Source organism: Kitasatospora sp. NPDC096077 (assembly GCF_040303245.1).
GTDB lineage: Bacteria > Actinomycetota > Actinomycetes > Streptomycetales > Streptomycetaceae > Kitasatospora.
The window spans coordinates 17,106-39,638 of record NZ_JBEOSV010000055.1 but is presented as its reverse complement, the minus strand read 5'-3'; the positions used below and the strand labels follow the sequence as shown (position 1 = coordinate 39,638).

The 22,533-nt window shown below is 74.0% G+C and carries 22 protein-coding genes; 10 read left to right on the top strand and 12 right to left on the bottom strand.

What is annotated here, in order from left to right:
- Positions 1-163: 163 nt before the first annotated feature.
- Entirely contained in the window at positions 164-637 is a 474-nt protein-coding gene (locus ABTZ03_RS32870) for a MarR family winged helix-turn-helix transcriptional regulator (protein ID WP_350516799.1), read from the bottom strand.
- 187 nt (positions 638-824) lie between these two features.
- Between ABTZ03_RS32870 and ABTZ03_RS32865 the strand changes: the two genes are divergently transcribed.
- Positions 825-1,235: an organic hydroperoxide resistance protein gene (locus tag ABTZ03_RS32865; RefSeq protein WP_350516798.1), complete on the top strand. Its 411-nt coding sequence runs from the start codon at positions 825-827 to the stop codon at positions 1,233-1,235.
- A 69-nt stretch (positions 1,236-1,304) separates the two neighbouring features.
- Here the strand turns inward: ABTZ03_RS32865 and ABTZ03_RS32860 are convergent, their stop codons facing one another.
- Positions 1,305-1,679, bottom strand: a complete 375-nt coding sequence (locus tag ABTZ03_RS32860; protein WP_350516797.1) for an SHOCT domain-containing protein — start codon at positions 1,677-1,679, stop codon at positions 1,305-1,307.
- Between the two features lie 158 nt (positions 1,680-1,837).
- Between ABTZ03_RS32860 and ABTZ03_RS32855 the strand changes: the two genes are divergently transcribed.
- Positions 1,838-2,209 carry a hypothetical protein gene (locus tag ABTZ03_RS32855; protein ID WP_350516796.1) on the top strand — a complete coding sequence of 124 codons (372 nt, stop codon included), beginning with the start codon at positions 1,838-1,840 and terminating at the stop codon, positions 2,207-2,209.
- Between the two features lie 76 nt (positions 2,210-2,285).
- Here ABTZ03_RS32855 and ABTZ03_RS32850 read toward each other — a convergent pair whose 3' ends face one another.
- A complete protein-coding gene (locus ABTZ03_RS32850; RefSeq protein ID WP_350516795.1) occupies positions 2,286-2,936 on the bottom strand; it encodes a LamG domain-containing protein in 651 nt (216 codons plus the stop codon).
- A gap of 319 nt (positions 2,937-3,255) precedes the next feature.
- Here ABTZ03_RS32850 and ABTZ03_RS32845 point away from each other — a divergent pair, with 319 nt between their 5' ends.
- Positions 3,256-4,233, top strand: coding sequence for a hypothetical protein (locus ABTZ03_RS32845; RefSeq protein ID WP_350516794.1), 978 nt, complete (start codon positions 3,256-3,258; stop codon positions 4,231-4,233).
- A gap of 81 nt (positions 4,234-4,314) precedes the next feature.
- Here ABTZ03_RS32845 and ABTZ03_RS32840 read toward each other — a convergent pair whose 3' ends face one another.
- Positions 4,315-4,944 carry a CBS domain-containing protein gene (locus tag ABTZ03_RS32840; protein ID WP_350516793.1) on the bottom strand — a complete coding sequence of 210 codons (630 nt, stop codon included), beginning with the start codon at positions 4,942-4,944 and terminating at the stop codon, positions 4,315-4,317.
- Positions 4,945-5,294: 350 nt separating this feature from the next.
- On the opposite strand from ABTZ03_RS32840, the gene ABTZ03_RS32835 reads away from it, so the two are divergent.
- Entirely contained in the window at positions 5,295-7,211 is a 1,917-nt protein-coding gene (locus tag ABTZ03_RS32835) for a hypothetical protein (protein WP_350516792.1), read from the top strand.
- Here ABTZ03_RS32835 and ABTZ03_RS32830 read toward each other — a convergent pair.
- Positions 7,195-8,394 (bottom strand): FAD-dependent monooxygenase, encoded by a 1,200-nt coding sequence (locus tag ABTZ03_RS32830; RefSeq protein WP_350516791.1) that lies wholly within the window; start codon positions 8,392-8,394, stop codon positions 7,195-7,197. The two genes, ABTZ03_RS32835 and ABTZ03_RS32830, sit on opposite strands and share 17 nt — an antisense overlap.
- 137 nt (positions 8,395-8,531) lie before the next feature.
- On the opposite strand from ABTZ03_RS32830, the gene ABTZ03_RS32825 reads away from it, so the two are divergent.
- The 3 genes from ABTZ03_RS32825 to ABTZ03_RS32815 all read left to right on the top strand — a co-directional run bounded on the left by ABTZ03_RS32825 (position 8,532) and on the right by ABTZ03_RS32815 (position 10,671).
- A complete protein-coding gene (locus ABTZ03_RS32825; protein WP_350516790.1) occupies positions 8,532-9,242 on the top strand; it encodes a TetR/AcrR family transcriptional regulator in 711 nt (236 codons plus the stop codon).
- 58 nt (positions 9,243-9,300) lie between these two features.
- On the top strand, positions 9,301-10,101 hold the full coding sequence (locus tag ABTZ03_RS32820) for a HEAT repeat domain-containing protein (RefSeq protein WP_350516789.1): 801 nt from the start codon (positions 9,301-9,303) through the stop codon (positions 10,099-10,101).
- A gap of 300 nt (positions 10,102-10,401) precedes the next feature.
- The gene (locus ABTZ03_RS32815; protein WP_350516788.1) at positions 10,402-10,671 is read left to right on the top strand and encodes a GlsB/YeaQ/YmgE family stress response membrane protein; all 270 of its coding nucleotides are present in this window, start codon (positions 10,402-10,404) and stop codon (positions 10,669-10,671) included.
- Between the two features lie 64 nt (positions 10,672-10,735).
- On the opposite strand, the gene ABTZ03_RS32810 is transcribed toward ABTZ03_RS32815, so the two are convergent.
- Positions 10,736-12,637: an APC family permease gene (locus ABTZ03_RS32810; protein ID WP_350516787.1), complete on the bottom strand. Its 1,902-nt coding sequence runs from the start codon at positions 12,635-12,637 to the stop codon at positions 10,736-10,738.
- 387 nt (positions 12,638-13,024) lie between these two features.
- On the opposite strand from ABTZ03_RS32810, the gene ABTZ03_RS32805 reads away from it, so the two are divergent.
- The 3 genes from ABTZ03_RS32805 (at position 13,025) to ABTZ03_RS32795 (ending at position 16,832) form a co-directional block, all read left to right on the top strand.
- Positions 13,025-14,602, top strand: coding sequence for a N,N-dimethylformamidase beta subunit family domain-containing protein (locus ABTZ03_RS32805; RefSeq protein ID WP_350516786.1), 1,578 nt, complete (start codon positions 13,025-13,027; stop codon positions 14,600-14,602).
- Between the two features lie 159 nt (positions 14,603-14,761).
- Complete coding sequence (locus ABTZ03_RS32800; RefSeq protein WP_350516785.1) at positions 14,762-15,496, top strand: polyprenol monophosphomannose synthase; 735 nt, start codon at positions 14,762-14,764, stop codon at positions 15,494-15,496.
- A gap of 85 nt (positions 15,497-15,581) precedes the next feature.
- Positions 15,582-16,832: an FUSC family protein gene (locus tag ABTZ03_RS32795; RefSeq protein WP_350516784.1), complete on the top strand. Its 1,251-nt coding sequence runs from the start codon at positions 15,582-15,584 to the stop codon at positions 16,830-16,832.
- Positions 16,833-16,880: 48 nt separating this feature from the next.
- Here ABTZ03_RS32795 and ABTZ03_RS32790 read toward each other — a convergent pair whose 3' ends face one another.
- The 6 genes from ABTZ03_RS32790 to ABTZ03_RS32765 all read right to left on the bottom strand — a co-directional run bounded on the left by ABTZ03_RS32790 (position 16,881) and on the right by ABTZ03_RS32765 (position 22,402).
- Positions 16,881-17,330 (bottom strand): SRPBCC domain-containing protein, encoded by a 450-nt coding sequence (locus ABTZ03_RS32790; RefSeq protein ID WP_350516783.1) that lies wholly within the window; start codon positions 17,328-17,330, stop codon positions 16,881-16,883.
- Between the two features lie 4 nt (positions 17,331-17,334).
- Positions 17,335-17,808 carry a VOC family protein gene (locus ABTZ03_RS32785; RefSeq protein ID WP_350516782.1) on the bottom strand — a complete coding sequence of 158 codons (474 nt, stop codon included), beginning with the start codon at positions 17,806-17,808 and terminating at the stop codon, positions 17,335-17,337.
- Between the two features lie 87 nt (positions 17,809-17,895).
- Positions 17,896-19,881: a phosphocholine-specific phospholipase C gene (locus ABTZ03_RS32780; RefSeq protein ID WP_350516781.1), complete on the bottom strand. Its 1,986-nt coding sequence runs from the start codon at positions 19,879-19,881 to the stop codon at positions 17,896-17,898.
- A 14-nt stretch (positions 19,882-19,895) separates the two neighbouring features.
- Positions 19,896-21,332 (bottom strand): endonuclease/exonuclease/phosphatase family protein, encoded by a 1,437-nt coding sequence (locus ABTZ03_RS32775; protein ID WP_350516780.1) that lies wholly within the window; start codon positions 21,330-21,332, stop codon positions 19,896-19,898.
- 304 nt (positions 21,333-21,636) lie between these two features.
- On the bottom strand, positions 21,637-21,903 hold the full coding sequence (locus tag ABTZ03_RS32770) for a metal-sensitive transcriptional regulator (protein ID WP_280680590.1): 267 nt from the start codon (positions 21,901-21,903) through the stop codon (positions 21,637-21,639).
- 139 nt (positions 21,904-22,042) lie between these two features.
- The gene (locus ABTZ03_RS32765; protein WP_350516779.1) at positions 22,043-22,402 is read right to left on the bottom strand and encodes a PRC-barrel domain-containing protein; all 360 of its coding nucleotides are present in this window, start codon (positions 22,400-22,402) and stop codon (positions 22,043-22,045) included.
- Positions 22,403-22,533 lie beyond the last annotated feature (131 nt).

Below are 22,533 nucleotides of genomic sequence, written 5' to 3'. Positions count from 1 at the left end.
CCACACCCCGCCCCCACGCACCTCCCCAACCCCGCCCCCCCCCCCCCGCAAATACCTCAACACCAACAAAAACAGGGCGCGGGGGGGGGCCCCCCCCCCCCCCCCCCCCCACCCCGCGGGAACCGGCGGCCCTACGGCGCCCACTCCGCGGGAACCGGCGGCCCTACGGCGCCGGTTCCACCTGCGCCGAGTCCAGCGCGCCGGTGACCCGCTCCAGCAGCACCCGGAGCGCGGCGAGGTCCTCGACCGGCAGCCCGGTGGCCGCGAGCAGTCGGCGCGGCACCTGCCCGGCCCGCGCGCGCAGCGCCGACCCCTCGGCGGTGAGGCTGACGGTGACCGAGCGCTCGTCCTCCGGGCTGCGCTCGCGGCGCACCAGCCCGGCCGCCTCCAGCCGCTTGAGCAGCGGGGAGAGGGTGCCGGAGTCGAGGCGCAGCCGCTCGCCGATCCGCTTGACGGGCAGGTCGCCGTCCTCCCAGAGCACCAGCATCACCAGGTACTGCGGATAGGTGAGCCCGAGGTCCCGGAGCAGGACCCGGTAGACGCCGCCGAAGGAGCGCGCGGCGGCGTTGAGCGAGAAGCAGATCTGCTGGTCCAGGCGGAGCAGTTGCTCGTCCGCCATGCCGGGGGGCGTGGTCATGACCCCATGGTACCGATCGAAGTCACGCGATTGAGTTGTGCGCAATTGAATGGCGTGCTCTACTTATGGAGCGGTCGGCAGCCGGACCACCCGGAAGGGCGCGGCAGCCGCCGACCCACCGCGACTTCGCCCGCCTCCGCGCGCTCCAGGTCCGCACCACGGACCGCGCCTCACGAAGGGACCCACCATGGACGCGATCTACACCGCCGCCGCCACCGCCAACGGCCGCGAGGGCCGCGCCGTCAGCTCGGACGGCCGACTGGACCTCCCCCTGGCGATGCCGCCCGCGCTCGGTGGCAGCGGCCAGGGCACCAACCCCGAGCAGCTGTTCGCGGCCGGTTACGCCGCCTGCTTCGCCAGCGCCCTCGGCCTGGTCGGCCGGCAGGCCAAGGTGGACACCGGCGAGGCCTCGGTGACCGCCGAGGTCTCCATCGGCAAGGACGGCGCCGGCTTCGGCCTGGCCGTCGTGCTGCGCGTCGAGCTGCCCGACTCGCTCGCGGGCGAGACCGGCGAGCTGCTGGTCAAGCAGGCGCACGAGGTCTGCCCGTACTCCCGCGCCACCCGGGGCAACATCCCGGTCGAGCTGATCGTCGAATAGGCCAGAACGACGGGGCCCGCCGCACCCCACGTGCGGCGGGCCCCACCCGTCTCCCCCGGTCAGCCCCGGTCAGCCACCGCCCGGCCCGCCACCCGGCTCACTCGAATCGCCTCCCGGCCCACCGCCCGGCGAGCGCAGCGTCTCCAGCCGGTGCCGGTACTCCGCCGCGTCGATCTCGCCCCGCGCGAACCGGTCCGCGAGCACCTGCTCCGGGGTCGGCCCGTGCCCCCACCCGTGCGTCCCGCCCAGCCCGGCGCCCGCGACGCCCGCGGCACCGGGGGTGTGCGGGATCGGCCGCCGCGAACGGGAGATGTACCGGAACAGGGCGATGGCCAGGAGCACCAGCACCACCACCACGAGCAGCGAGACGATCGCCATCACCGCGAGGCCCCAGCCACCCGGTCCGTGACCGGGCCCGTAGCCGTGCCCATGCCAGTACCTCATCAGGTCCTCCTCCTCCGGCCCGTCGGGCCCGCCGAGGTCAGCGCCTTATCACCATCGTGCGCCCGTGACCGGCCGGAGGGCCGTGGAGGGCCGTGAAGAATGACTGAGAAAACGTTCCTGCGAATCCGGCCCCGCCGGCCGGGGTAGCGTTTCGGCCCATGAGCCACCACCAGCCCGACGACCACCGCTCCCCCGAGCAGCTCGTCGCGGCCGGACTGCTCCACCGCCACCCCGACGGACGCCCGGTGCCAGCCCTCGGCCACTCCCCGATCGCCTACGTGTCCACCGCCCTCTGGGCCGAACTGGCCGCCCTCGCCATCGCCCCCAGCGCCGCCGAGGCCACCGCCGCCGCGCTGCTGCGCACCCTCGCCGACCGGGCCGTGGACGCCGCCCTGGCCCCCGGCAACGAACGCGCCCCGCACGACGACCTGTACGTCACCGACCCCGCCCACATCGGACCGCACCGCCGGACGGTCTGGTTCCAGCGCTCCGGCCGGGGCGGCCCGATCACCGCCGCGTACGCGCCGTAGCCCGGCCCCGTCGCACCTTCGAAGCCCTGCACACCCTGCGGTCGGACTGAACCCGACCGAAGCCGGGCCGGTCGGGTCAGCGCTCGACCGTCAGACTGTCGCAGACCCAGCTCAGCCGGTCCGGCCCGTCGAAGGCCGGCCGGTCGTGGTACGTCCCGTCCGCCACCGACAGGTTGACGATCAGGTAGGCGTGCCAGCCGGGCCCGACCCCGTGCAGGTCCGCGTAGACCAGCTCGTCCTCGACGTACCAGTCCACCGAGTGCGCGCCGAGCACCACCCGCAGGGCGAAGCTCGCGCCCAGGCCGATCCCGGCGGCGCCGCCGTGCCAGTAACGGAAGCCGCCCCGCACGTGGTTGGAGATCTCCAGCAGGTCCGGGTTGTCGGGGTGGTACTCGAAGAGGTCCACCTCGTTGCCGCCGTCCCGCCAGGTCCAGATCGCCGGCCAGGCGCCCGGCTCGACGGGCAGCGTGACCTGGGCCGACACCGCGTCCCCGGTCCGCACCTGGAAGCCCTCCGGACTGCCCTCGGTGGTCAGCAGGTTGCACGTCCAGAGCCCGCCGGTGCGCCGCCGCACCGCGCTGAACACCCCGCCGGGGCAGTAGTCGTGGCTCAGGTAGTCGAGCTTGTGGTCGCTCCGGTTGGTCGGTCCCATCCGCGGGTACGCACTGCTGCGCCCGGCGATCCACTGCCTGGTCGAAGTGAAGTCCGCGTCGAACACGACTGCCACGGCCGCCTCCGCAATGCTCCGGGGCCCCGGCAGTCCGAACCACCGGGCACACAGAGTGAGTTACCCGATACGCTCCGCAGTATGCGAAGGGGTTCCCGCGACCCGCACCACCGCGGCGGACCGGCGGCACCCAGGACGGCGTGAACAGCGGCACAGGGGGCGGCCTTTCGGGCGGCGGGCGCGACGACTAGCGTACGAACCGCAGGTGTACTGACGATCCGTCAGAACACCTCGCCCTGGCCTGCGCGCGGACGGATGGAATGCCGCGCCCCGTCGCCCGCCCGCCGGGGCTGCCCACCGCACACCCTCCGGAGACCTCATGAGCCGCACCTCCGCGTCCCGCCGGCAGCGCCTGCTCGCTCCCGGCGCCGCCTGCCTCACCCTGCTGTGTTCCGTCCTCGCCACCGCGACGCCGGCCCAGGCCTTCAGCGGGGGGAACCACGAGCAGATCACCCGGGCCGCCCTGGGGGCCGGGGGCTGGCACCCCGCCTCGCTGACGGCGATGGCGGACGGCAGCACGGGCGCGATCGTCGCCAACGACCACGGCGAGTACTTCGGCATCGGCGAACTCCACTGCGACAACGCCGACTACCTGGACCCGCGGTACGACGGCCACTACCCCCGCACCCGCGCGCAGGCCGACGCCGAGATCATCGACTGCGTCGGGAGCTCGATCGACCACGTCAAGCGGGCCGTCGCCGCCGCGGACCGGCTGGTCGACGCGAACGGGCACGTGGTCGGCGCCCAGACCGCCATCTCCCCGGCCTGCACGTGGAACGACCGCCCGGGACGGGCCAAGTGCGAGGTGCTGGAGGACCTGGGCCGCGGCTGGCACCAGATCGAGGACTTCTACGCCCACAGCAACTGGGTCGACCGGGCCGGCCCGGGGGCCGTCGGCGTCAAGAACCCGCCCGGGCTCGGCCGGACCGACCTGCCCGCGTTCTTCTCCATCAGCCGCTACAGCGGCATGAGCCGCGCGGACTGGGTCAAGGACGCCACCGGCCACATCCCGCACGACCTGGCGACCGGCTGCTACCCGGACCGCGACCACGGCGGGAGGGTCTCCGACTGCGCGAACCGCGTCACCCACGACAGGGTGCTGAACAAGGACACCAAGGACAGCCCGCGTTCGAGCGTCGACCACAACTTCGACCACGCCCACGACCTCGCCGTCAAGGACATCGAGCGCCAGTGGAAGGAGTTCAAGGAGGAGCTCGGACGCAGGTACCCGCACAACGGCCGGGCCGCGGCGATGATCTGCGCCATCACCCATGACCACCCGGACAGGACCTGCTGAGCGGGAGCGGACGCGAGCGGAGAAGCCGTGCACAGGTTCCCGATCGGGCTGCTCGCGTCCGCGGTTCCGTGCTGCCCCCGCTCAGCCGACCGGGGAGGTGGCGTCCCCGGCCCGGAGCCGGTCGGTCACCGAGACCACCCCGTCCACCGAGCGGCACAGGTTGAGCACGATCGGCACCAGGTGCGCCTCGGGCACGGTGCCGCTGAGCACCACCCGGCCCTGGTCGACCTCCACCCCGATCTCCGCCGGGCTCACCCCGTCGATCCGGCCGAGCACCTCCTCGACGATCTCCCGCCGGATGATCCGGTCCTCGCGCAGGAACACCCGCAGCAGGTCGCCCCGGCTCACCATGCCGATCACCCGCCCCTCCTCGTCCAGCACCGGCAGCCGCTTCAGCCCGTGCCGGCTCATCAGCCGGGCCGCCGCGACCACGCTGCTGTCGGGCGTGGTGCACACCGGCTGGGCGGTCATCAGGTCCGCCGCCGTGACCTCGCCGCCCGGCCCGGCCTGCGCGGACTCCGGCGCCGGGAGCAGACTGCCCGGGTCCTCCTGGGCGGCCAGCGTGCGCAGCAGGTCCGCCTCCGACACCAGGCCGAGCGGGCGCCCCTCCGGGTCCACCACCGGCACTCCGGTGATGTCGTACTCGGTCAGCAGCGCGACGATCTCCCGGAAGCCGGTCTCGGGCGCGATCCGGACCACGGGAGTGGTCATCACAGTTTCGACGGTGGCATGCCGCACGCCGGTTCACCTCGTCCAACGATGCTGGTCCGATCGGGCGCGGATCGTCCCGGCCGGTACCCGCAGGATGGCCTCCGGCCGGACGAACCGCCAGGGGCCAAGGGGCCGAACGGGTGGGACCAAAGGCCCTGACCTGCGAACACTCCTCCGACGCCCGGGCCGCCCGCGAGGACCGGGGCCTCCCGTCGGACCGGAGCGGGCTGGAGCGGACCGACGGCGCCGCGCCCCCCGCCACGCGCCCGCTCCCCCGGACGGCGCAACCATCACATGATCGACTCGTTGGACCGTCCACCACGACAGCACGCAGGCACCGGGAGGGCCCGTTGGCAGGACGGACGGCGGGCGCGGCACCGACGGCGCACCCGGTGGCGGAGGCGGAGGCCACGCTGGTGCGCCACTACCGCAGGCTGGTCCGGCTGGCCTACCTGGCCCTGCCCGCCGACCGGGACCGGCACAGCCGGGTCCTCGCCGCCCACGCCGCGGTCCAGCGCGCCCTGCCGTTCCGCTGGACCCGCGCCGACCGGCCCTCCGGCCCCGAGGCCGACCGGACAGGCCTGGTCGACCGGACCGGCCAGGCCGACGGGAGCGCCACCACCGACCCCGGCTACGCCGCACTGCGCCTGCGGGTGCTGCGCGCCGCCCTGCGGCCGCACCCGGCCGCACGGCTGCTGGCGCCCCGGGTCTGGGGCCTGCGGCTGTTCACCCCGCACGGCGGCGAGCAGGACGCGGCGCTGGACCACGCGCTCGCCGGTCTGGACGCCCCGGCCCGGGCGGCCTTCGCGCTGCGCGAGGTGGAGGGACTGGACGGTCCCGGGGCGGAGCAGGTGCTGCGGGAGGCCGGGGTGGCCCGGCCGGCCGAGGCGGTCGCGGCGGCGGCCGAGGTCCCGGCCGGACCGGATCCCGAGCTGTCCGCCTTCGACCCGTGCGCGGTCCGGGTGCAGCCCACCGACCTGCTGCGCCGCCGCCGCACGCTGACCGCCGCGCTGGCGGTCGGGCTGCTCGGACTGACCACCACCGCGGCGGTGCTGGGCGGCGGTTCCGGTCCGGTGGGCACCGTCCCGCGGCCGGCCGAACGGTCCGCGGACGCCCCGGCCGACCCCGCCGACCCGGCCCGACTGGTCCGGGTGGCACCGGACGCCTGGGAGCACACGGCGCGGATCGACTTCACCGCCTGGCCCGCCCGCGGCGACCGGCGCGAGGACGGTGCGCTGCTCGGCCGCGCCCTGGCCGCCTGGGCCCAGCCGGGCCCGCGGACCCACGCCGAACCGGGCACCGACTCCGCCCCGCCCGCGACCCCGCCGCAGCTGCTGTTCGCCGGGACGCTGGACGGCACCGGCGTGGCGGTGCTCTACGACGGCCGCCGGATCGCCCGGTACACCGACGGGAGCGGTGGCGGACTGGACCTCGCCCGGGCCGACTCCTCGGGCCCGACCACGGCGGGCGCGGTGGTGCTCGGCCGCCAGGGCACTGCGGTCCGCTACCTGCTGGCGCCCTGGGTGGAGACCGCCGAGACCCGCCGGATCGACCAGCCCGACACGGCCGCCCGTCCGCTGGACCACCCCGACGGGATCACCCCGGCCACCCCGGGCGGCGGGCTCGCGGACTGCCGGGGCGCCACCGTGCTGCAGCTGCACTCCTCCCCGGTGATCGCCGAGAAGCACGCCTTCGTCCTCGCCGATCTGGGCGGTCTGCTCCCGGCCCACCTCACCTACACCCCGCCCCCGGACCGCAACCAGCCCGCCCGCGAACCGCACGAGGCGACCGGCCCGGACGCCCTCCAGGCCTGGGCCCGGGCCGGCTGCGCGGTGCCGGACGGCACCCCGGGCGTCAAACAGCTGAACCTGTGGGCCTTCGCGGTGCAGCCGCTGCCGCAGAACGCGGGCTCGGCCGCCTGGTTCTGCCTGCGCGCCGACCGCTGGACGGGCGAGGGCAGCGCGGCCACCGCCGTCCTGCTGCCGACCGCCCGGGGCCCGCAGCGCACCGGTGGCGGCCCGGGCCGCGCGTGCAGCCGGTTCGAGCAGGACACCGTGGCCTGGACCTGGTGGCACTCCCCGCAGGGCCCCGACTACCTGCTCGCGGCGGGCAGCCGCCGGGTCGCCCGGCTCACCGCCAAGGGCCCGGACTGGTCCGCCGACCGCCCGACCCCGGACCGCACCCTCGCGGTGGAGCGGCCCGCCCGGTCCACCGTCCAGGTCGAGGCGGTGCTCGACAACGGCAACCGGATCACCCCACCGCACTGAGCAGCGCCCGGTAGTCCGGCAGTTCGACGCTGGACACCTGCTTGCCCAGCGCCAGCATCCGGTCCAGCACCCACCGCCGGTTGAGCAGCCCGTCGCGCAGCCGCAGCCCGGCGCGGGTGCGCGGCGCCAGGAACGGCCCGGTGCGGTCGCCGCCCTTCTGGCAGCCCCGGGCGTAGCCGCGCAGCAGCCCCTCGTACCGGGCGAAGGCCGCCCGGTGGTCGCCGTCGGCCAGCGCCAGCTCGCCCGCGAGGACGTACGCCGCGACCACCGCCGTCCCGGTGCCCATCCCGCCGATGGTGGCGCCGCAGGCGGCGTCGCCGAGCAGGGCGATCCGGCCGGTGGACCAGCTGGGCACGTCGGCGCGGCTGATCGAGTCGAAGTACAGCTCGGGCACGGCGTCCAGACTCCGCAGCAGGTCCGGCACCCGCCAGCCGAGGCCGGCGAAGGCCTGCCGGACCAGCGCCTTCTGCTGCCCGGGGTCGTGCCGGTCGTAGCGCAGTTCGGGAGAGGCGAAGAGGCAGAAGGCGCCCGCCCTGGTCGGGTCGCGGTGGTCGGCGCCGACGGACATCAGTCGGCCGGGGACGTTCAGGGCCGTCCCGTCGGTCGGCAGCCCGTCGTCGTTGGGCAGCTGCCAGGTGGCCGCGTAGTAGCCGAGGTGGCGGACGTACCGCTGCTCGGGGCCGAAGGCGAGCCGTCGCACCGTGGAGTGCAGCCCGTCGGCGCCGATCACCAGGTCGAACTCGCGCGGTGCACCGTGCCGGAAGGCGACCCGCACGCCGCTCGGCGTCTGCTCCAGGGCGTCGACCGAGTCGCCGAAGACGTACTCGGCGCGGGACTCGCTGTGCCGGTGCAGCAGTCGGGCCAGCTCCCCGCGCGGGATCTCCAGCTCGCCGCCGGCGAAGTCGGCGGGCAGGTGCAGCAGTCGGCGCCCGTCCTGGTCGACGAAGGTGATCGGGCTGCCACCGGTGTCGAGGGCGCGCAGTTCCTCCAGCACGCCCATCCGTTCCAGCACGGTGAGGTGGGTGGGCCCGCGGAAGTCGACGTTCTGCCCGCCGCCGCGCAGCGCCGGGGCGAGCTCGACGACGGTGACCTCGAAGCCGTACCGGCCCAGCCAGTGGGCCAGCGCCGGGCCGGCGATGCTCGCGCCCGAGATCAGCACCCTGGTACGCACGGAAGCGCTCATGGAAACCCCCTCCATCGGAGATCGGAAAACTGTGTCCACCGGACACTGTTCATTGCTGTGTACGGTAGACACAGTTGATGGATGCGGCAACCCCCGGCGGGCGACCACCGGCAGGCGACTCGGAACGGGAGCGGACGATGGGCCAGGCTGCGGACGACACGGTGCGGCTGCTCTGGGACGGGCCCACCCGCCCGACCCGCGGCCCGAAGCCGAGCCTCAGCCTGGAGCGGATCGCCGCCGCGGGCGTCGAGGTGGCGGACGCGGAGAGCCTGGCCGCGGTCTCCATGCAGAAGGTGGCCGGGCTGCTCGACCACACCAAGATGTCGCTCTACCGCTACGTCCCCGGCAAGGCCGAACTGGTCGCGCTGATGGTCGAGTCGGCCCTCGCCGAACCCCCCGCGACCACCGAAGGACTCGACTGGCGGGAGCAACTCACCGCCTGGGCCCAGCACTTGGCCGCTTCCTTCATCCGACACCCGTGGCTGCTGGACGCCACCCTCGGCCCCCGGGTGCCCGGCCCGCGGGAACTCGCCTGGCTGGAGCGGGTGGTGGCCGCGCTCGACGGCCACGGCCTGAGCGGCGCCGAGCGGATGGACGCCGCCGTGCTGCTCGCCGGACACGTGCGCACCATCGCCGAACAGGCCCGCGCGGCCGGGCCGGACGGCTCCCCCGAGGCCGAGTTCCTCGCCGCCCTCGGCACCGTGGTGCACCGGCACGCCGACCGCTACCCCGCCGTGGCCGCCGCGATGGCCGAGCCCGGCGGACACGACCGGGCGCTGGACTTCGGCCTGGACCGGATCCTGGACGGCCTGGCCGTCCTGATCAGCCGTCGCACCGGTCACCCGTAGCCGGGGGCCGCCGAAAAGCCGTCGAACCGGAGCCGGACGGAGCACTACCATCCGCCCCATGGCGATGTTCGTGCACCTGACGTCGGCGGCGAACACGCCGCGGATCCGGCGCGCCGGGATCCGGGCCGACAGCCGGGGCCAGGGCGGCGTGCGCGGGGTGTACTGCTTCCCCGTGCTGCCCTCGTACACCCTCACCCACCAGTGGCTGCGCGAGCTGGCCCGGTTCGGGCCGAAGGGGTCGCTGGCCGCCGTGCACGTCCGGCTGGACGACGCCCAGCAGGTGCTGGGCGGGCACTACCGGGACCGCGCCAAGGACGCCCAGCGGTGGCTGACCGCCGCCGAGGCGGTCGCCCGGATCGCCGCTCTGCCGGACCCGCGCGGCTGGGAGGTGGTCCTGCCGCGCGCGGTGGCCGCCGGCGAGGTGCACCGGATCCGCGCGGTGCCCCAGGTCGCGGGCTGGCGCTACCTGCCGAACGCCCACGGGACCAGACCCTGCACCTGCCTCGGCTGCCGGATCCGCGGCGAGTACGGCAGCCGGCGGCTGCGCGAGCGCCATCCGCACCCGCTGGACGGCCCGCCGCCGCCCGTGTCCGTCCTGCTCGCCCGGATCGAGGCGGCGGGCGACCCCGGGGACCCTGCCACCCTGCGGGACGCCCTGCACTGGCTCGGCCTGCGCCGCCGCGGCCCGCTGGACCGCCTCGGCCGGCTGGCCGCCCACCCCGACCCGGACGTCCGCCGGGAGCTGGTCTGGGCCGTCCAGGGCTGGTCCACACCGGGTGTCGCCGACCTGCTGGACGGCCTCGCCGGGGATCCGCACCCGGACGTCCGCCAGGCCGTCGCGGACGTCCGGACGCTCTGAGGCCCGATCGGATCAGGCCTGTCGAAAGACATTCCCACTGGCATGAACGACCCGCTGAACAGTGCGTTTCCGGCCCCACCGACGGCGGGTTCGCGACCGTCCGCGCCCCGGACCCCGCACCGGACCGCACCCCCGACCGCACCCCGGACCGCTCTCCGGCCGGCCCCGCCCCGGGCCGCTCACCTGCGGGGTTGCGCCCCGAGGTGCCCGTTCGGCCGAAGCGGGTGATCATGGGACGAACCGCGTCTTCGGCGAGTCGGCGCGCCGGTCACTCCGGCGGCGCCGGGAAGGTGGACCGCGATGTTCCAGCTCCTGTGGATTCTGCTCATCGGCTTCGTGCTCGGTGTGCTCGCCAAGCTGATCCTGCGCGGACCGCAGTCGATCCCCTGGTGGCTGACCATGCTGCTGGGCGCTGCCGGGGCCTGGCTGGGCAATGCCGTCTCCGGTTGGATCGGCGTCCGCCACACCTCCGGCATCGACTGGATCCGTCACATCCTCCAACTCGGCTTCGCCGTCGCCCTGGTGGCGATCGTCTCGCCCGCCTGGAGCAAGAACCGCGCGTCCCGCTGAGCGGGCGCCCGGCCGCATCGCCGGCGCCGGACCGAACGGCCGGCGCCGGCGGGCCGGTTCGGACTCAGCCCACGTGCACCGCGGGCCGCCGGCTGCGGTCGGGCTCCGCCTCGCGGAGCACCTCCCGGGTGACCGGCGCGATCTCGCCCTGCCCGAACAGGAAGAACCGCAGGAACTGGGCGAACGGGTTGCCCTCGGTCCACTCGAAGTAGATGTGCGGCTGCTGCCCGGTGAGGTCGCGCACCCGCAGCAGCAGGGCGGCCAGCGCGTTGGGCACGCTGGAACTGTGCAGCGACAGCACCCGGTAGCGGTCGTGCAGCACCTCACCGTGCACGGTCAGCTCCGACTCGAACTCGGACGGGTCGAGCACCGTCACCTCGACGAAGACCAGGTCGTCCTCGGCCGGGATGTCGTTGTCCTTGCGGATCTGGCGGAGCTTGTCCCGGTACTCGGCGATGTCCCGGCTGTTCGGCTCGTTGGCGATCAGCCGCAGCGGACGGTGCATGTAGTCCCGGACGAAGCGCTCGGCGACGTCGTCCAGGACCACGTCGGTGACCCGCAGTTCGAAGGCGCGCTTGAGCCGGGAGAGGAAGGAGACCAGCATGATGCCCGCGATGAAGCACGCGCCGATCTTGACGCCGTCCGGGCGCTCGGCGATGTTCACGGCCGTGGTGTAGAGGAACACCGCGGAGATCACCGCGAAGGTGGTGGTCCAGCGCCGTTCCCGGGCCTTGCGGGCGGCGATGGTGACGGCGACCGCGGCGGAGCTGATCAGCACCAGCACGCCGGTGGCGTAGGCACCGCCCTGGGCGTCGACGTTGGCGTCGAAGACCCAGGTGACCAGGAAGGCGATCAGGGTCAGCACGATCACCGTCGGCCGCACCGCCCGGGCCCAGTGCGGGGCCATCCCGTAGCGGGGCAGGTAGCGGGGCATCAGGTTGAGCAGTCCCGCCATCGCGGAGGCTCCGGCGAACCAGAGGATGGCGATGGTCGACAGGTCGTAGATGCTGCCGAAGGCGCTGCCCAGGTTCTCGTGGGCGAGGTAGGCGAGCGCCCGCCCGTTGGCCTGGCCGCCGTTCTGGAAGGCGGCCTTGGGGATCAACAGGGTGGTGATCAGGCTGGTGGCGATCAGGAAGACGCTCATGATCACGGCGGCGGTGGTGAGCAGGCGCCGGGCGCCGCGGATCCGGCCGGTGGGCTTCTCCTCGGTGTCGTCCGGGTCGCCCTCGATGTGCGGCATCACGGCGACGCCGGTCTCGAAGCCGGAGAGGCCGAGCGCCAGCTTCGGGAAGACGATCAGCGCCACGCCGATCATCGCGAAGCCGTTGCCGTGCTCGGCGGTGAGCCCGTCGGTCCAGTCGCCGAAGACGTGCGGCTCCTTGAGGACGTGCCAGATGCCGTTGGCCACCACCACGACGTTGAGTGCCAGGTAGACCAGGACCAGGACGACGGCCAGGCCGATCGCCTCGCTGAAGCCCTTGAGGAAGACCGCGCCGAGCAGCGCCACCAGGATCAGGGTGAGCATCACCTGCTTGCCGGACAGGGTGCTGTGCAGGTGCGGGTTCTCGATCAGGTGCGCGGTCGCGTCGGCGGCCGACAGGGTGATGGTGATCATGAAGTCGGTGGCGGCGAAGCCGAGCAGGGTCAGCACGAAGAGCTTGCCCTGCCAGAACGACAGCAGCCGCTCCAGCATCGCGATCGAGCCCTGGCCGTGCGGGCTCTCCACGGCCACCCGGCGGTACACCGGCAGCGCGCCGAACAGGGTGACCAGGACCAGCACGATGGTGGCGATCGGCGACAGCAGACCGGCCGCGAGCGCCGCGATGCCCGGCTGGTAGCCGAGGGTGGAGAAGTAGTCGAGGCCGGTCAGGCACATGACCCGGAACCAGTGCGCGCCCTTCTCGGCCGGCGCCTCCGCGTGCGGGCCGGGGTGCTGCTTGGCCATGTCCGACAGGCCTTCGAGCATCCAGGCCCGGAACCTCGCACCCCGGGTCGAAGCAGCCGTTCCCGCTTCGGCCGAACCCGACGAGACCACGTACACCCCTGTCCACGACTTCGGCCCGCCGCCGCACGGTTCCGGACCCCCAAGGCCGCCGGACGGCGGGCCTGGTCAGGCTAGGTGACCGGGCCCGGGCCGCCGGGCAACCGTGCGGGCCAACACGCCGGGGTGCGCCCGTACGGCCCTCCCGGGTGGCCGCCGGCGGCCGGGCGGGCGCGCCGGATCCGGCGCGGCGGTGCGCCAGGCCTACCCGAACGGGGTATAGATGTCCGCGCGCATTGACCGCCGGTGTTGACACCACCCCGGGGGTCGGCGACGACCGACGACAGGGCAACGGACAGCAGGGAGGCAGCGGTGGCCGAACCGAGTCGGCGGAGGATCCTGGGCCTGGGCCTGGTGGCGGCCGCCGTCACCTCCTGCGGAACCCGGCACCCGGGCACCGTCCCGCAACCCGGGCCCGACCCCCAGGGCACCCCCGCCAGCACCGCGCCCACCCCCGCCCAGCGGGCCGACCCGAAGGACGACGCCCCGGACGAGCGGTCCCGGCCCGGCAACCCGGACTGGGAGATCACCGACCCCGGCGCGCCCGGCGCCGTCGAGGGCTTCGCCGACCGGGTCAGCGTGCTGCCCGGCGAGTCCTTCGGCCTGCACGTCTCCACCGCCGCCGCGGCCTTCACCGTCTCCGCCTACCGGATGGGCTGGTACGGCGGCGCCCGGGCCCGGCTGGTCTGGCGCCGCGAGCACGTGCCCGGCGGCAAGCAGGCCGCCCCGCAGGTGGACCGCACCACCCGCACCGTGCTGACCGGCTGGCCGCGCACCCTCACCGTGGAGACCCCCGGCTGGCCCGAGGGCGCCTACCTGCTGCGCCTGGACGCCGAGGACGGCACCGGCCGCAGCTACGTCCCGCTCACCGTCCGCTCCGCGAGCACCGCCGGCCGGACCGTGGTCATGAGCGCCCCGGCGACCTGGCAGGCCTACAACGAGTGGGGCGGCTACAGCCTCTACAACGGCCCGACCGGCGGCCTGGCCACCCGCTCGCTGCAGGTGGTCTTCGACCGGCCCTACGACTACGACCACGGCGCCGGACTGTTCCTCGTCTACGAGGCGCCGCTGGTCGCCCTGGCCGAGCGGCTCGGGCTGCCGCTCGCCTACACCACCGGGATCGACGTCGCACGGGAGCCGGGCCTGCTGCGCGGCGCGAGCGCCGTGCTGTCCCTCGGCCACGACGAGTACTGGTCCCCCGAACAGCGCGCCCATGTCACAGCGGCCCGCGACGCCGGGACGAACCTGGCGATCCTGGGTGCCAACTGCTGCTTCCGCCGGGTCCGCTTCGAGCCCACCGAGCTCGGCCCGGACCGCACGGTGGTCTGCTACAAGGACGCCTGGGCCCAGGACCCGGGCCGCCAGACGGGCTCCCCCGCGACCACCGACTTCCGGGCCGGTCCGGGCGCCGACCCGGAGAGCTCGATGCTCGGGGTGATCTACGACGGCTACCCGGTGGACGCCCCGTACGTGGTCACCTCGCCGGACCACTGGGCCTTCGAGGGGACGGGCCTGGCGGCCGGGGCCTCCTTCCCCCACCTGGTCGGAGTCGAGTACGACCGGGTGGACACCGCCTTCCCCACCCCGCGCCCGATCGAGGTGATCGCCCACTCCCCGGTGGTCTGCGAGGGCCGGCCCTCGCACTCCGACACCGCGTACCACACCGTGCCGAGCGGCGCCGGGGTGTTCGCCTCCGGGACGATGCGCTGGGTGGAGACCCTGGACGCCCACGGCCCGGGCGGCGGCAAGGCCGACCACGGCATCGACTCCCGTGCCGGGGACGTGGTCCGCAGGGTCACCGAGAACGTGCTGCGCGTCTTCGCCGCCGGTCCGGCCGGGCGCACCCACCCCGCCCGGGACAACCTGGCCGCGGTCTACGGCACGGCGTAACGGTCCATCGCGGTCGAACCGGTTTCCGGGCCGGTCCGGGGCGGGAGCGGGCCGTTGATCCCGCTACACTCGCACGGTCTGACAGCAGCGCAGGTCGTCCAGGACAACCGACCGGTGCGGCATTGGTGCCGGCCGGCGAGGGCACGAGGGAAACAGAACATGGTCGAGGCCTCCCCGAAGGTCGTTGTCGTCGTCCCCACGTACAACGAGCGGGAGAACCTTCCGGTCCTCGCCGGGCTCCTCGCGGAGCTGGCGGTCCCGAACCTGCACCTGCTGGTGGTCGACGACAACTCCCCCGACGGCACCGGCGAGCTCGCCGACAAGCTCGCCGCCGACTCCGCGGGCACCGTCGGCGTGCTGCACCGCACCGAGAAGGACGGCCTCGGCCGCGCCTACCTGGCCGGCATGGCCCGGGCGCTGGACGAGGACGCGGACGTGGTGATCCAGATGGACGCCGACCTCTCCCACCCGGCCTCCGCGATACCCGCGATGCTGGCCGCCCTGCTGGCCGGCGACACCGCCGTGGTGCTCGGCTCCCGCTACGTGCCCGGCGGCTCGACCGCCGAGGAGTGGCCCTGGCACCGCAAGGCGCTGTCCGCCTGGGCCAACTTCTACGTCAACACGATCCTCGGCCTGGGCGTCCGGGACGCCACCGCCGGCTTCAAGGCCTGGCGGGCCACCACCCTGCGGGCCATCGACCTGCCGACCGTGCAGAGCAACGGCTACTCGTTCCAGGTCGAGATGAACTACCGGGTGATCCAGCGCGGGCTGACCATCCGGGAGGTTCCGATCCGCTTCGAGGAGCGGATCGAGGGCGCCTCGAAGATGAGCATCGGGGTGCAGGTGGAGTCCGCGCTCGCGCCCTGGAAGCTGCGCTTCAACCGCGAGGCCTAAGGGGTCTGTCGGACCGAGCGCCGGACGGGCTAGTCCCGGCCGTGCCCGGCGGTGTCGGTGGCGGCTTCGGGGAAAGAAGGCCGTCATGCCCCTTCTCCCGGAGTCCCTGACGAGCCTGCTCCGCCGCGCCGCCCGGGACCCGTTCGCCGTCCAGACGCTGCGGGCCACCGTGGCCGCCACCCTGTCGTACGCGGTGGCCACCCGGCTGAGCACCGAGCCCGCCCCGCTGACGGCGCCGCTCACCGCGCTGCTGGTGGTGCAGGTCACCGTCTTCTCAACGCTCAAGACCAGCGTTCGCCGGGTGGTCTCGGTGGTGGTCGGGGTGCTGATCGCGATCGGATTCAGCGCCGTGGTCGGGCTCTCCTGGTGGAGCCTCGGGCTGATCATCCTGGCCTCGCTGGTCATCGGCCGGTTCGTCCGGGTGGAGGAGTTCGTCCAGGAGGTCGCGATCAGCGCGATGCTGATCCTGGGCGTCACCAAGCTGGCCTCCCAGGCCTGGGACCGGGTGCTGGAGACCCTGATCGGCGCCGCCGTCGGCCTGCTGTTCAACCTGCTCTTCGCCCCGCCGGTCTGGGTGGACACCGCCGGGGAGTCGATCGAGGACCTCGCCCGGCGGGCCCGCCAGCTGCTGCTGGACCTCTCCGAACAGCTGGGCCGCCCCACCCCCGTGGCCCGGGCCGCCGAGCGGCTGCACGAGGCCCGCCGGCTGGACCAGGCGATCGCGGACGTGGACGCCGCGCTGCGCCAGGCCGAGGACAGCCTGCGGTTCAACCCGAGGATCACCGAGGGGCTGCTCTCCCGGCTGGTACTGCGCACCGGGCTGGACACCCTGGAGATCTGCGTGGTGGTGATCCGGGTGCTGGCCCGCTCGCTGACCGACCTGGCCAAGCGGCGCGGGGACGGCGAGCGGCTGTTCCCGGCCGAGGTCGCGGTCGGGCTGGAGGAGCTGCTGGCGCACGTCGGCGGGGCGATGGTCAGCTTCGCGGTGCTGGTCACCACCCAGGTGAGCCGCAGCGCCGAGGAGGCCGAGGAGCGGCTGACCGCCGAGCTCGCGGCCGCCTGGACCTGCCGGGACAACGTGGCGCAGGTGCTGCTGCGGAAGGTCCAGGAGCACCCGGAGGCCTGGCAGCTGCACGGCTCGATGCTGGCCGAGGTCGACCGGATCCTGGACGAGCTGGACCTGGAGCACCGCACCCGGCGGCTGATGGAGGAGCTGGACCGGGCCGCGCTGGTCAGCCGGGAGCGGCTCTCCCGGCTGCCCGGGCTGCGCCGCGCCGTCCGGGGCCGACGGCGGCAGGACGAACGGGAGCGCCCGGCGGCGGGGGCCGGGCGCTGATTCCGCGATTCCGCGATCCTGCGGTTCCACGGTTCCACGCGGGACCGCTCAGGGCATCAGCCAGGGCTGCTGCGGCAGCGGGTGGCCGGTCTCCAGGTAGGTCTTGAGGTTGGACAGCACCGCCGACCAGCCCTGTTCGGCGTCCACCCGGGCGGCCTCGTCCGGCAGGTCCTCGTGGGTGACGGTGAGCCGGGTGAGGTCCTGCCAGCCCCGCAGCTCGAAGGTGACCCGGGAGGGCCAGCCGCCGCGCTGCTCCTGCGGTCCGGCCCAGGTCGTGACCAGCCGGTGCGGGCGGTCGGCCACCTCGACGCTGCCGATCACGTCGGCGATCCCGGAGTCGTCGGTGCGCTGGTGCTCCCAGGAGGCGCCGGGCAGCCAGGTGGAGACGTTGCGGTGGCCCCAGTAGAGGCCGGACTCGTCGGCGTTGGTGAGCGCGTGCCAGACCCGTTCCGGGGTGGCGCGCAGGTAGACGGTGCCGCGGTGGGTGAAGGCGGTCACGGGCTCAGCCCCCCGCCGCGTCGAGCAGCGCCTGGATCTCGATCTTCTGCATCTGCATCATGGCCGCCGTCGCGCGCTCGGCCTTGGCCCGGTCCTCGCCGCCGACCAGGTCGAGCAGGACCTGCGGGACGATCTGCCAGGAGAGGCCGAAGCGGTCCTTGAGCCAGCCGCACGGGCCCGGCTGGCCGCCGTCGGCGGTGAGCGCCGTCCAGAGGCGGTCGACCTCCTGCTGGTCCTCGCAGGTGACCTGGAGCGAGAACGCCTCGGTGAAGGAGAACATCGGGCCGCCGTTGAGCGCGGTGTAGGCCCGGCCGGCGAGTTCGAACTCGACCGTCATCACCGTGCCGGCCGGCACCGGGGCGCCTTCGCCGTAGCGGGTGACCCTGGTGATCCGGGAGTCGGGGAACAGCGAGGTGTAGAGGGTGGCGGCCGTCTCGGCCTCGGTGTCGTACCAGAGGAAGGGGGTGATCTGCTGCATGGGCCCGACGGTAGCGGCGGGGTCCGACAGCGCGGCCGAGCCACGGCCGGGGGTCACCGGATCGGCGCCCCCGTCCGTGGCCACGGCTCAGTGCACCCAGCCCGCGTAGCGCTGCACGAAGCGCTGCCCGGTGTGGGCGGTGACGACCACGTCGTAGCGGCCCTGCTTGTCCAGCGGCCAGGAGAGGTCGACCTGCTTGCCGGGCTTGACCCAGACGGTCTGCGCGCTGCCCGCGAAGTCGTTGGGCGCGGCGGTGAAGGCCACGTCGGTCATCCCGTCGTTGGCCACCTGGAGGGTGAGCTTCAGGCTGCCGTGCAGGTCGGCGGTGACGATCGGCACACCGATGTCGTTCTGGCCGTCCTGCCCGTCCCGGACCACCGTCCCGGCGAAGCGGCGCACGAAGCCGTCCGGGCCGTGCACGGTGAAGTCGTAGCGCCCGTCGGTGGCGGCGGCGTCCCAGACGTGGTCGGCGGTGGCGCCGGGGGCGACGGTGTACGGGGTGCCCGCGAACGGCAGCAGGATGTTCGGGTAGACGGTGTAGGGGAAGGCCACCGAGCCGTCGTTGCTCATGGTGCAGGTGACCTTGCCGGTCTTCCGGTCCACCGCGACGTCGGCCCACGGCTGGTACGGCAGCGGGCGGTGCGGGCGGTCGCCGCGCTCCTGGACCGGCATCGCCTGGGCACCGGTCGCCGGGAGGGCGACGCCGGGCAGCTTGGTGCCCGCGTCGGCCTTCGCCATCAGGGCGTTGGTGTCGGGCAGCTTCGGGATCGAGGGGTCCGGGGCGGCGAAGTCGAAGCAGCTGGTGAGGTCGCCGCAGACGGCCCGGCGCCAGGCGGAGATGTTGGGCTCGGCCACGCCGGTGACCAGCTCCATGAAGCGCAGCACCGAAGTGTGGTCGAACACCTGGGAGTTGACCCATCCGCCGCGCGACCACGGGGAGGCCACCCAGAGCGGGACGCGGTTGCCGAGGCCGATCGCGCGCCCGTGGGTGAACTCCTCGGGGGTGCCGGGCTCGGGGGTGGGCGGGACCATGTGGTCGAAGTAGCCGTCGTTCTCGTCGTACATCACCAGGAAGACGGTGTGCCGCCAGACGTCCGGGTTGGACATCAGCGACTGCAGCGCCTGGTTGACCCAGTGGGCGCCGTAGGCCGGGCCGGCGTCCGGGTGTTCGGAGAACAGGTAGGGCGCGACCAGCCAGGAGACGGTCGGCAGGGTGCCGTCCTTGCAGTGGCGGTCGAAGTCGGTGGGGTCGAACTTGGTCATCGCGTTGATGTACCGCGGGTCGTCGTGCGGGAAGTTGTGGAACTGCTTGAAGTAGGAGAGCGCGTTGTCGTCGTAGTCGCCGGTGCGGTCGTCCTTGCTGGGGTTGTGGTAGACCCGCCAGCTGACGCCCGCCGCCTGGAGGCGCTCGGCGTAGGTGGTCCAGTCGGCGACGGGGTTGTCGGTGACCGGGGTGTTGTCGATCCAGGGGCCGGTGGTGCCGTCGCGGCCGGGGCCGGAGGTGCCGGTCCACAGGTAGAGCCGGTTGGGGTCGGTGGGGCCGGCCAGCGAGGTGAAGTAGGCGTCGCAGAGGGTGAAGGCGTCGGCCAGGGCGTACTGGAAGGGGATGTCGTCCCGGGTGAAGTACCCCATGGTGCGCTCGCCCTTGGCGGCGATCCACTTGTTCATCGCGCCGTTGTTGATCGCCTGGTGGCCGGTCGCCCAGTCGTGGGCCAGGCCGCCGGCGTTCTGCGCGTTGTACTTGGAGGTGTCCATCCGGTACGGCAGCATCGCCCCGCCGTCGCTGCGGCGGCTGTCCGGCTGGCGGAACACGTCGCCGCCGTCCGGGAATTGGAGCGCCTGCTTGTCACCGAAGCCGCGCACACCGCTCAGGGTGCCGAAGTAGTGGTCGAAGCTGCGGTTCTCCTGCATCAGGACGACGACGTGCTTGACGTCCTTGAGGGTGCCGGTGAGGCCGCGGTCGGGGTCGGCGGCGGGGGCGGCGTCGGCCCGGGTGGCGGACAGGCCGGTCAGGGCGGTGGCGCCGACGGCCGCGGAGGCGCCGACGAAGGTGCGGCGGGAGAGCTCGGGCATCACGAACTGGCCTCTCAGAGCTGGAAGGTGGCGACGGCGGCGGCGGTGTCGGAGGGCCACTCGTTGGCGGCGGTGTTCGGCTCCGGCTGGGGCCAGTCGGCGACCAGGGTGTGCGCCTCCACCAGCTTCAGCGCCCCGGCGTACTGGACGGCGTCGATCCGGTCCTGCGGCTCGGGGCGGTCGCCGCGCCGCTTGCGGGTGGGCGACCAGGTGGCGCCCGGGGCCTTGGCCGGGTCGCGGTTCTCCTCGCGGAAGGCGTCGGTCAGTCCGGCGGCCTGCAGCGTGGTGGTGACCGGCCAGGCGAGCGGGCCGACGCCCTGGTGGGCGGCGGCGGTGGCGGCCGTCCAGTCCAGGTGGGAGGGCGAGGAGAGCGCCCCGGCGACCACCACCGGGATCCGCCGGGCGAGGTCCGCGCGCACCACGGCGGCCAGCGCCTTGGCCTGCTTGAGCCGGACCGAGGCGTTCTCGGCGGCCAGCACCTGGGCGGCGGTGCCGCCGTCCTGGACGGCGTACGGGCCGTAGCCGGCCTCGTCCAGGTGGGCGGCCCAGAACCGGACGGTGCGGCCGCCGGGCAGCTGGAGGGTGGCGGCGACGGCGGGCAGCTCGGCGGTGGCCGGGGTGAGCTCGGTGAGCGGGTAGCGGCTGAGGATGCCGACACTGCCGGGGCTCTGGTGGGCGTACCAGCCGAGGGCGTCGGCCAGGGTCTTCGCCCGCTCACCGGCCGTCTCCTGCAGCGCGAGCACGTCCAGGCCCTGGGCGAGGACGACGCGCAGCTGCTTCTCCAGCGCGTCGGTGTAGCCGGAGCCGGCGTTGTGCAGGTTCCAGCTGGCGGCCTTGAGCCGGGGCGCGGCGGACCGGTCCACCACCGGGACCAGCACGGTGACGGTGTCGGTGGCGCCCGTGCTGTCCTTGACGCCGACCACGACCAGCTCGGGGTTGCGTCCGGCGGTGGCGGGCGCGGTGCCGGTGAGGGTGCCGTCGGCGGCGACCGAGGCCCAGGCCGCGCCACCGAGCTTGCGGTAGCCCGCCGAGCCGGCGGCGTTGCCCGCCGGGCGGGACCACAGGCCGCCGAGCTTGATCCGCACGGCCTCACCGGGGGCGACCGGGGTGGCGGTGAAGGAGTCGACGGCCGCGTGCGGGGGGACCACGGCCGGCTTGGGCCGGAAGCTGAACGGCCCGGTCTGCGCGAGGATGCCGTAGCCGTCCTTGGCGAGCAGGTAGGCGGTGTACGGGCCGCCGGTCAGCGCGGAGGTGTCCAGCTGGACGTCGCCGGAGGTGCCGGGGACGTACTTCCAGAGCAGCGAGGAGCCGGTGCCGGGCTGGCGGCTGCCGTCGTAGATGCCGACCCAGTTCTTGGCGTCGGGGGCGTCGGTGGTCCAGTGGAAGGTGAGCCGGTCGCCTTCGACGGGGCTGCCGGATGAGGTCGGGGTCAGGGCGCTGCCTGCGGCCACGGTTGTCCTGTCCGCCGCCGAGGGCCCGGTCCGCCGGGGGACGGGTACCGGGGCCGCGCGCGGCTGGTCACGGAGGCTGGGAGGGTGATCGCCGCACAGTTGGCTGTACAACTGTGGGCGGGCTCATTCACCCGAAGGCCAGCGACCGGAACGTGAACGGCGCATGACGGAGCATCGGGCGATTCGGGAACTCCGTGGCGGAACGGTTCGGCGGGCAGCAGGAAGGGCCGTGACGGACGATCCGTCACGGCCCTCCGGGGCTGTCGGCCGATATCTGCCCATACCGGCCGATGTCGGCCGATGCTCAGGCCAGCGCGAGGAAGAGCTTCTCCAGCTCGGCCTCGCTCATCGGCGCGGCGTCCTCGTCGGCGGCGGCCATGCACTGGCGCATCCCGCTCGCGACGATCTTGAACCCGGCCCGGTCCAGCGCGCGCGAGACGGCGGCGAGCTGGGTGACCACGTCCTTGCAGTCCCGGCCCGCCTCGATCATCGCGATCACCCCGGCCAACTGGCCCTGGGCCCGACGCAGTCGGTTCAGGACCGCGCCGACCGACTCCTCGTCCACCTGCATGTCCGGGCCCCTTTCCCATCGACTGTCGATGGACAAGTGTACCCGGCGGGGTATTCATTCCCGGCTGCAGCAAGATCGACTCGGGGATCCCCCCGGCGGGCGGCTCGGGGGTCGGCTCGGGGGTCGGGCGCGGCTATGGTCAGCGGCGGGCCAGCCGGCGTTCGCCCCCGGCGCCGGTCGCGTACGGCAGCTCGTAGTAGGCGAAGACCTCGGGCTCGTCGGCGGCCGGCAGGATGTCGTCCGTACCGATCGCCGGGGCGTCCTTGACCTTGCTCCGCGGGTACGCCACCCGCAGGTAGGCCGGACCGACCACCGCGCCCTCCAACGGGACGAAGACCAGCCGGCGCTTGGCGATCACGCCGATCGTGACGGTGGCGAAGAACGGCTCGTCGGTGGCCGTCTCGACGTAGACCGACTCCAGCGAGCCGATCCGCTTGCCCTTCTCGTCGACCACGTCCTGGCCCCGCCACTCGCGGATGTCTGCCACAGCGATTCCCATGGCCCGGACCTCCCGTGTCGCACACTGCCGCCGGCCTTTCCGGCCCCCGGAGTTCCCATCCTGCGCCGGGACGGGCGCCGGGGCACCACGAAAGGGACATACGGGGGTGAGCCGACCATCCACCACCAGGG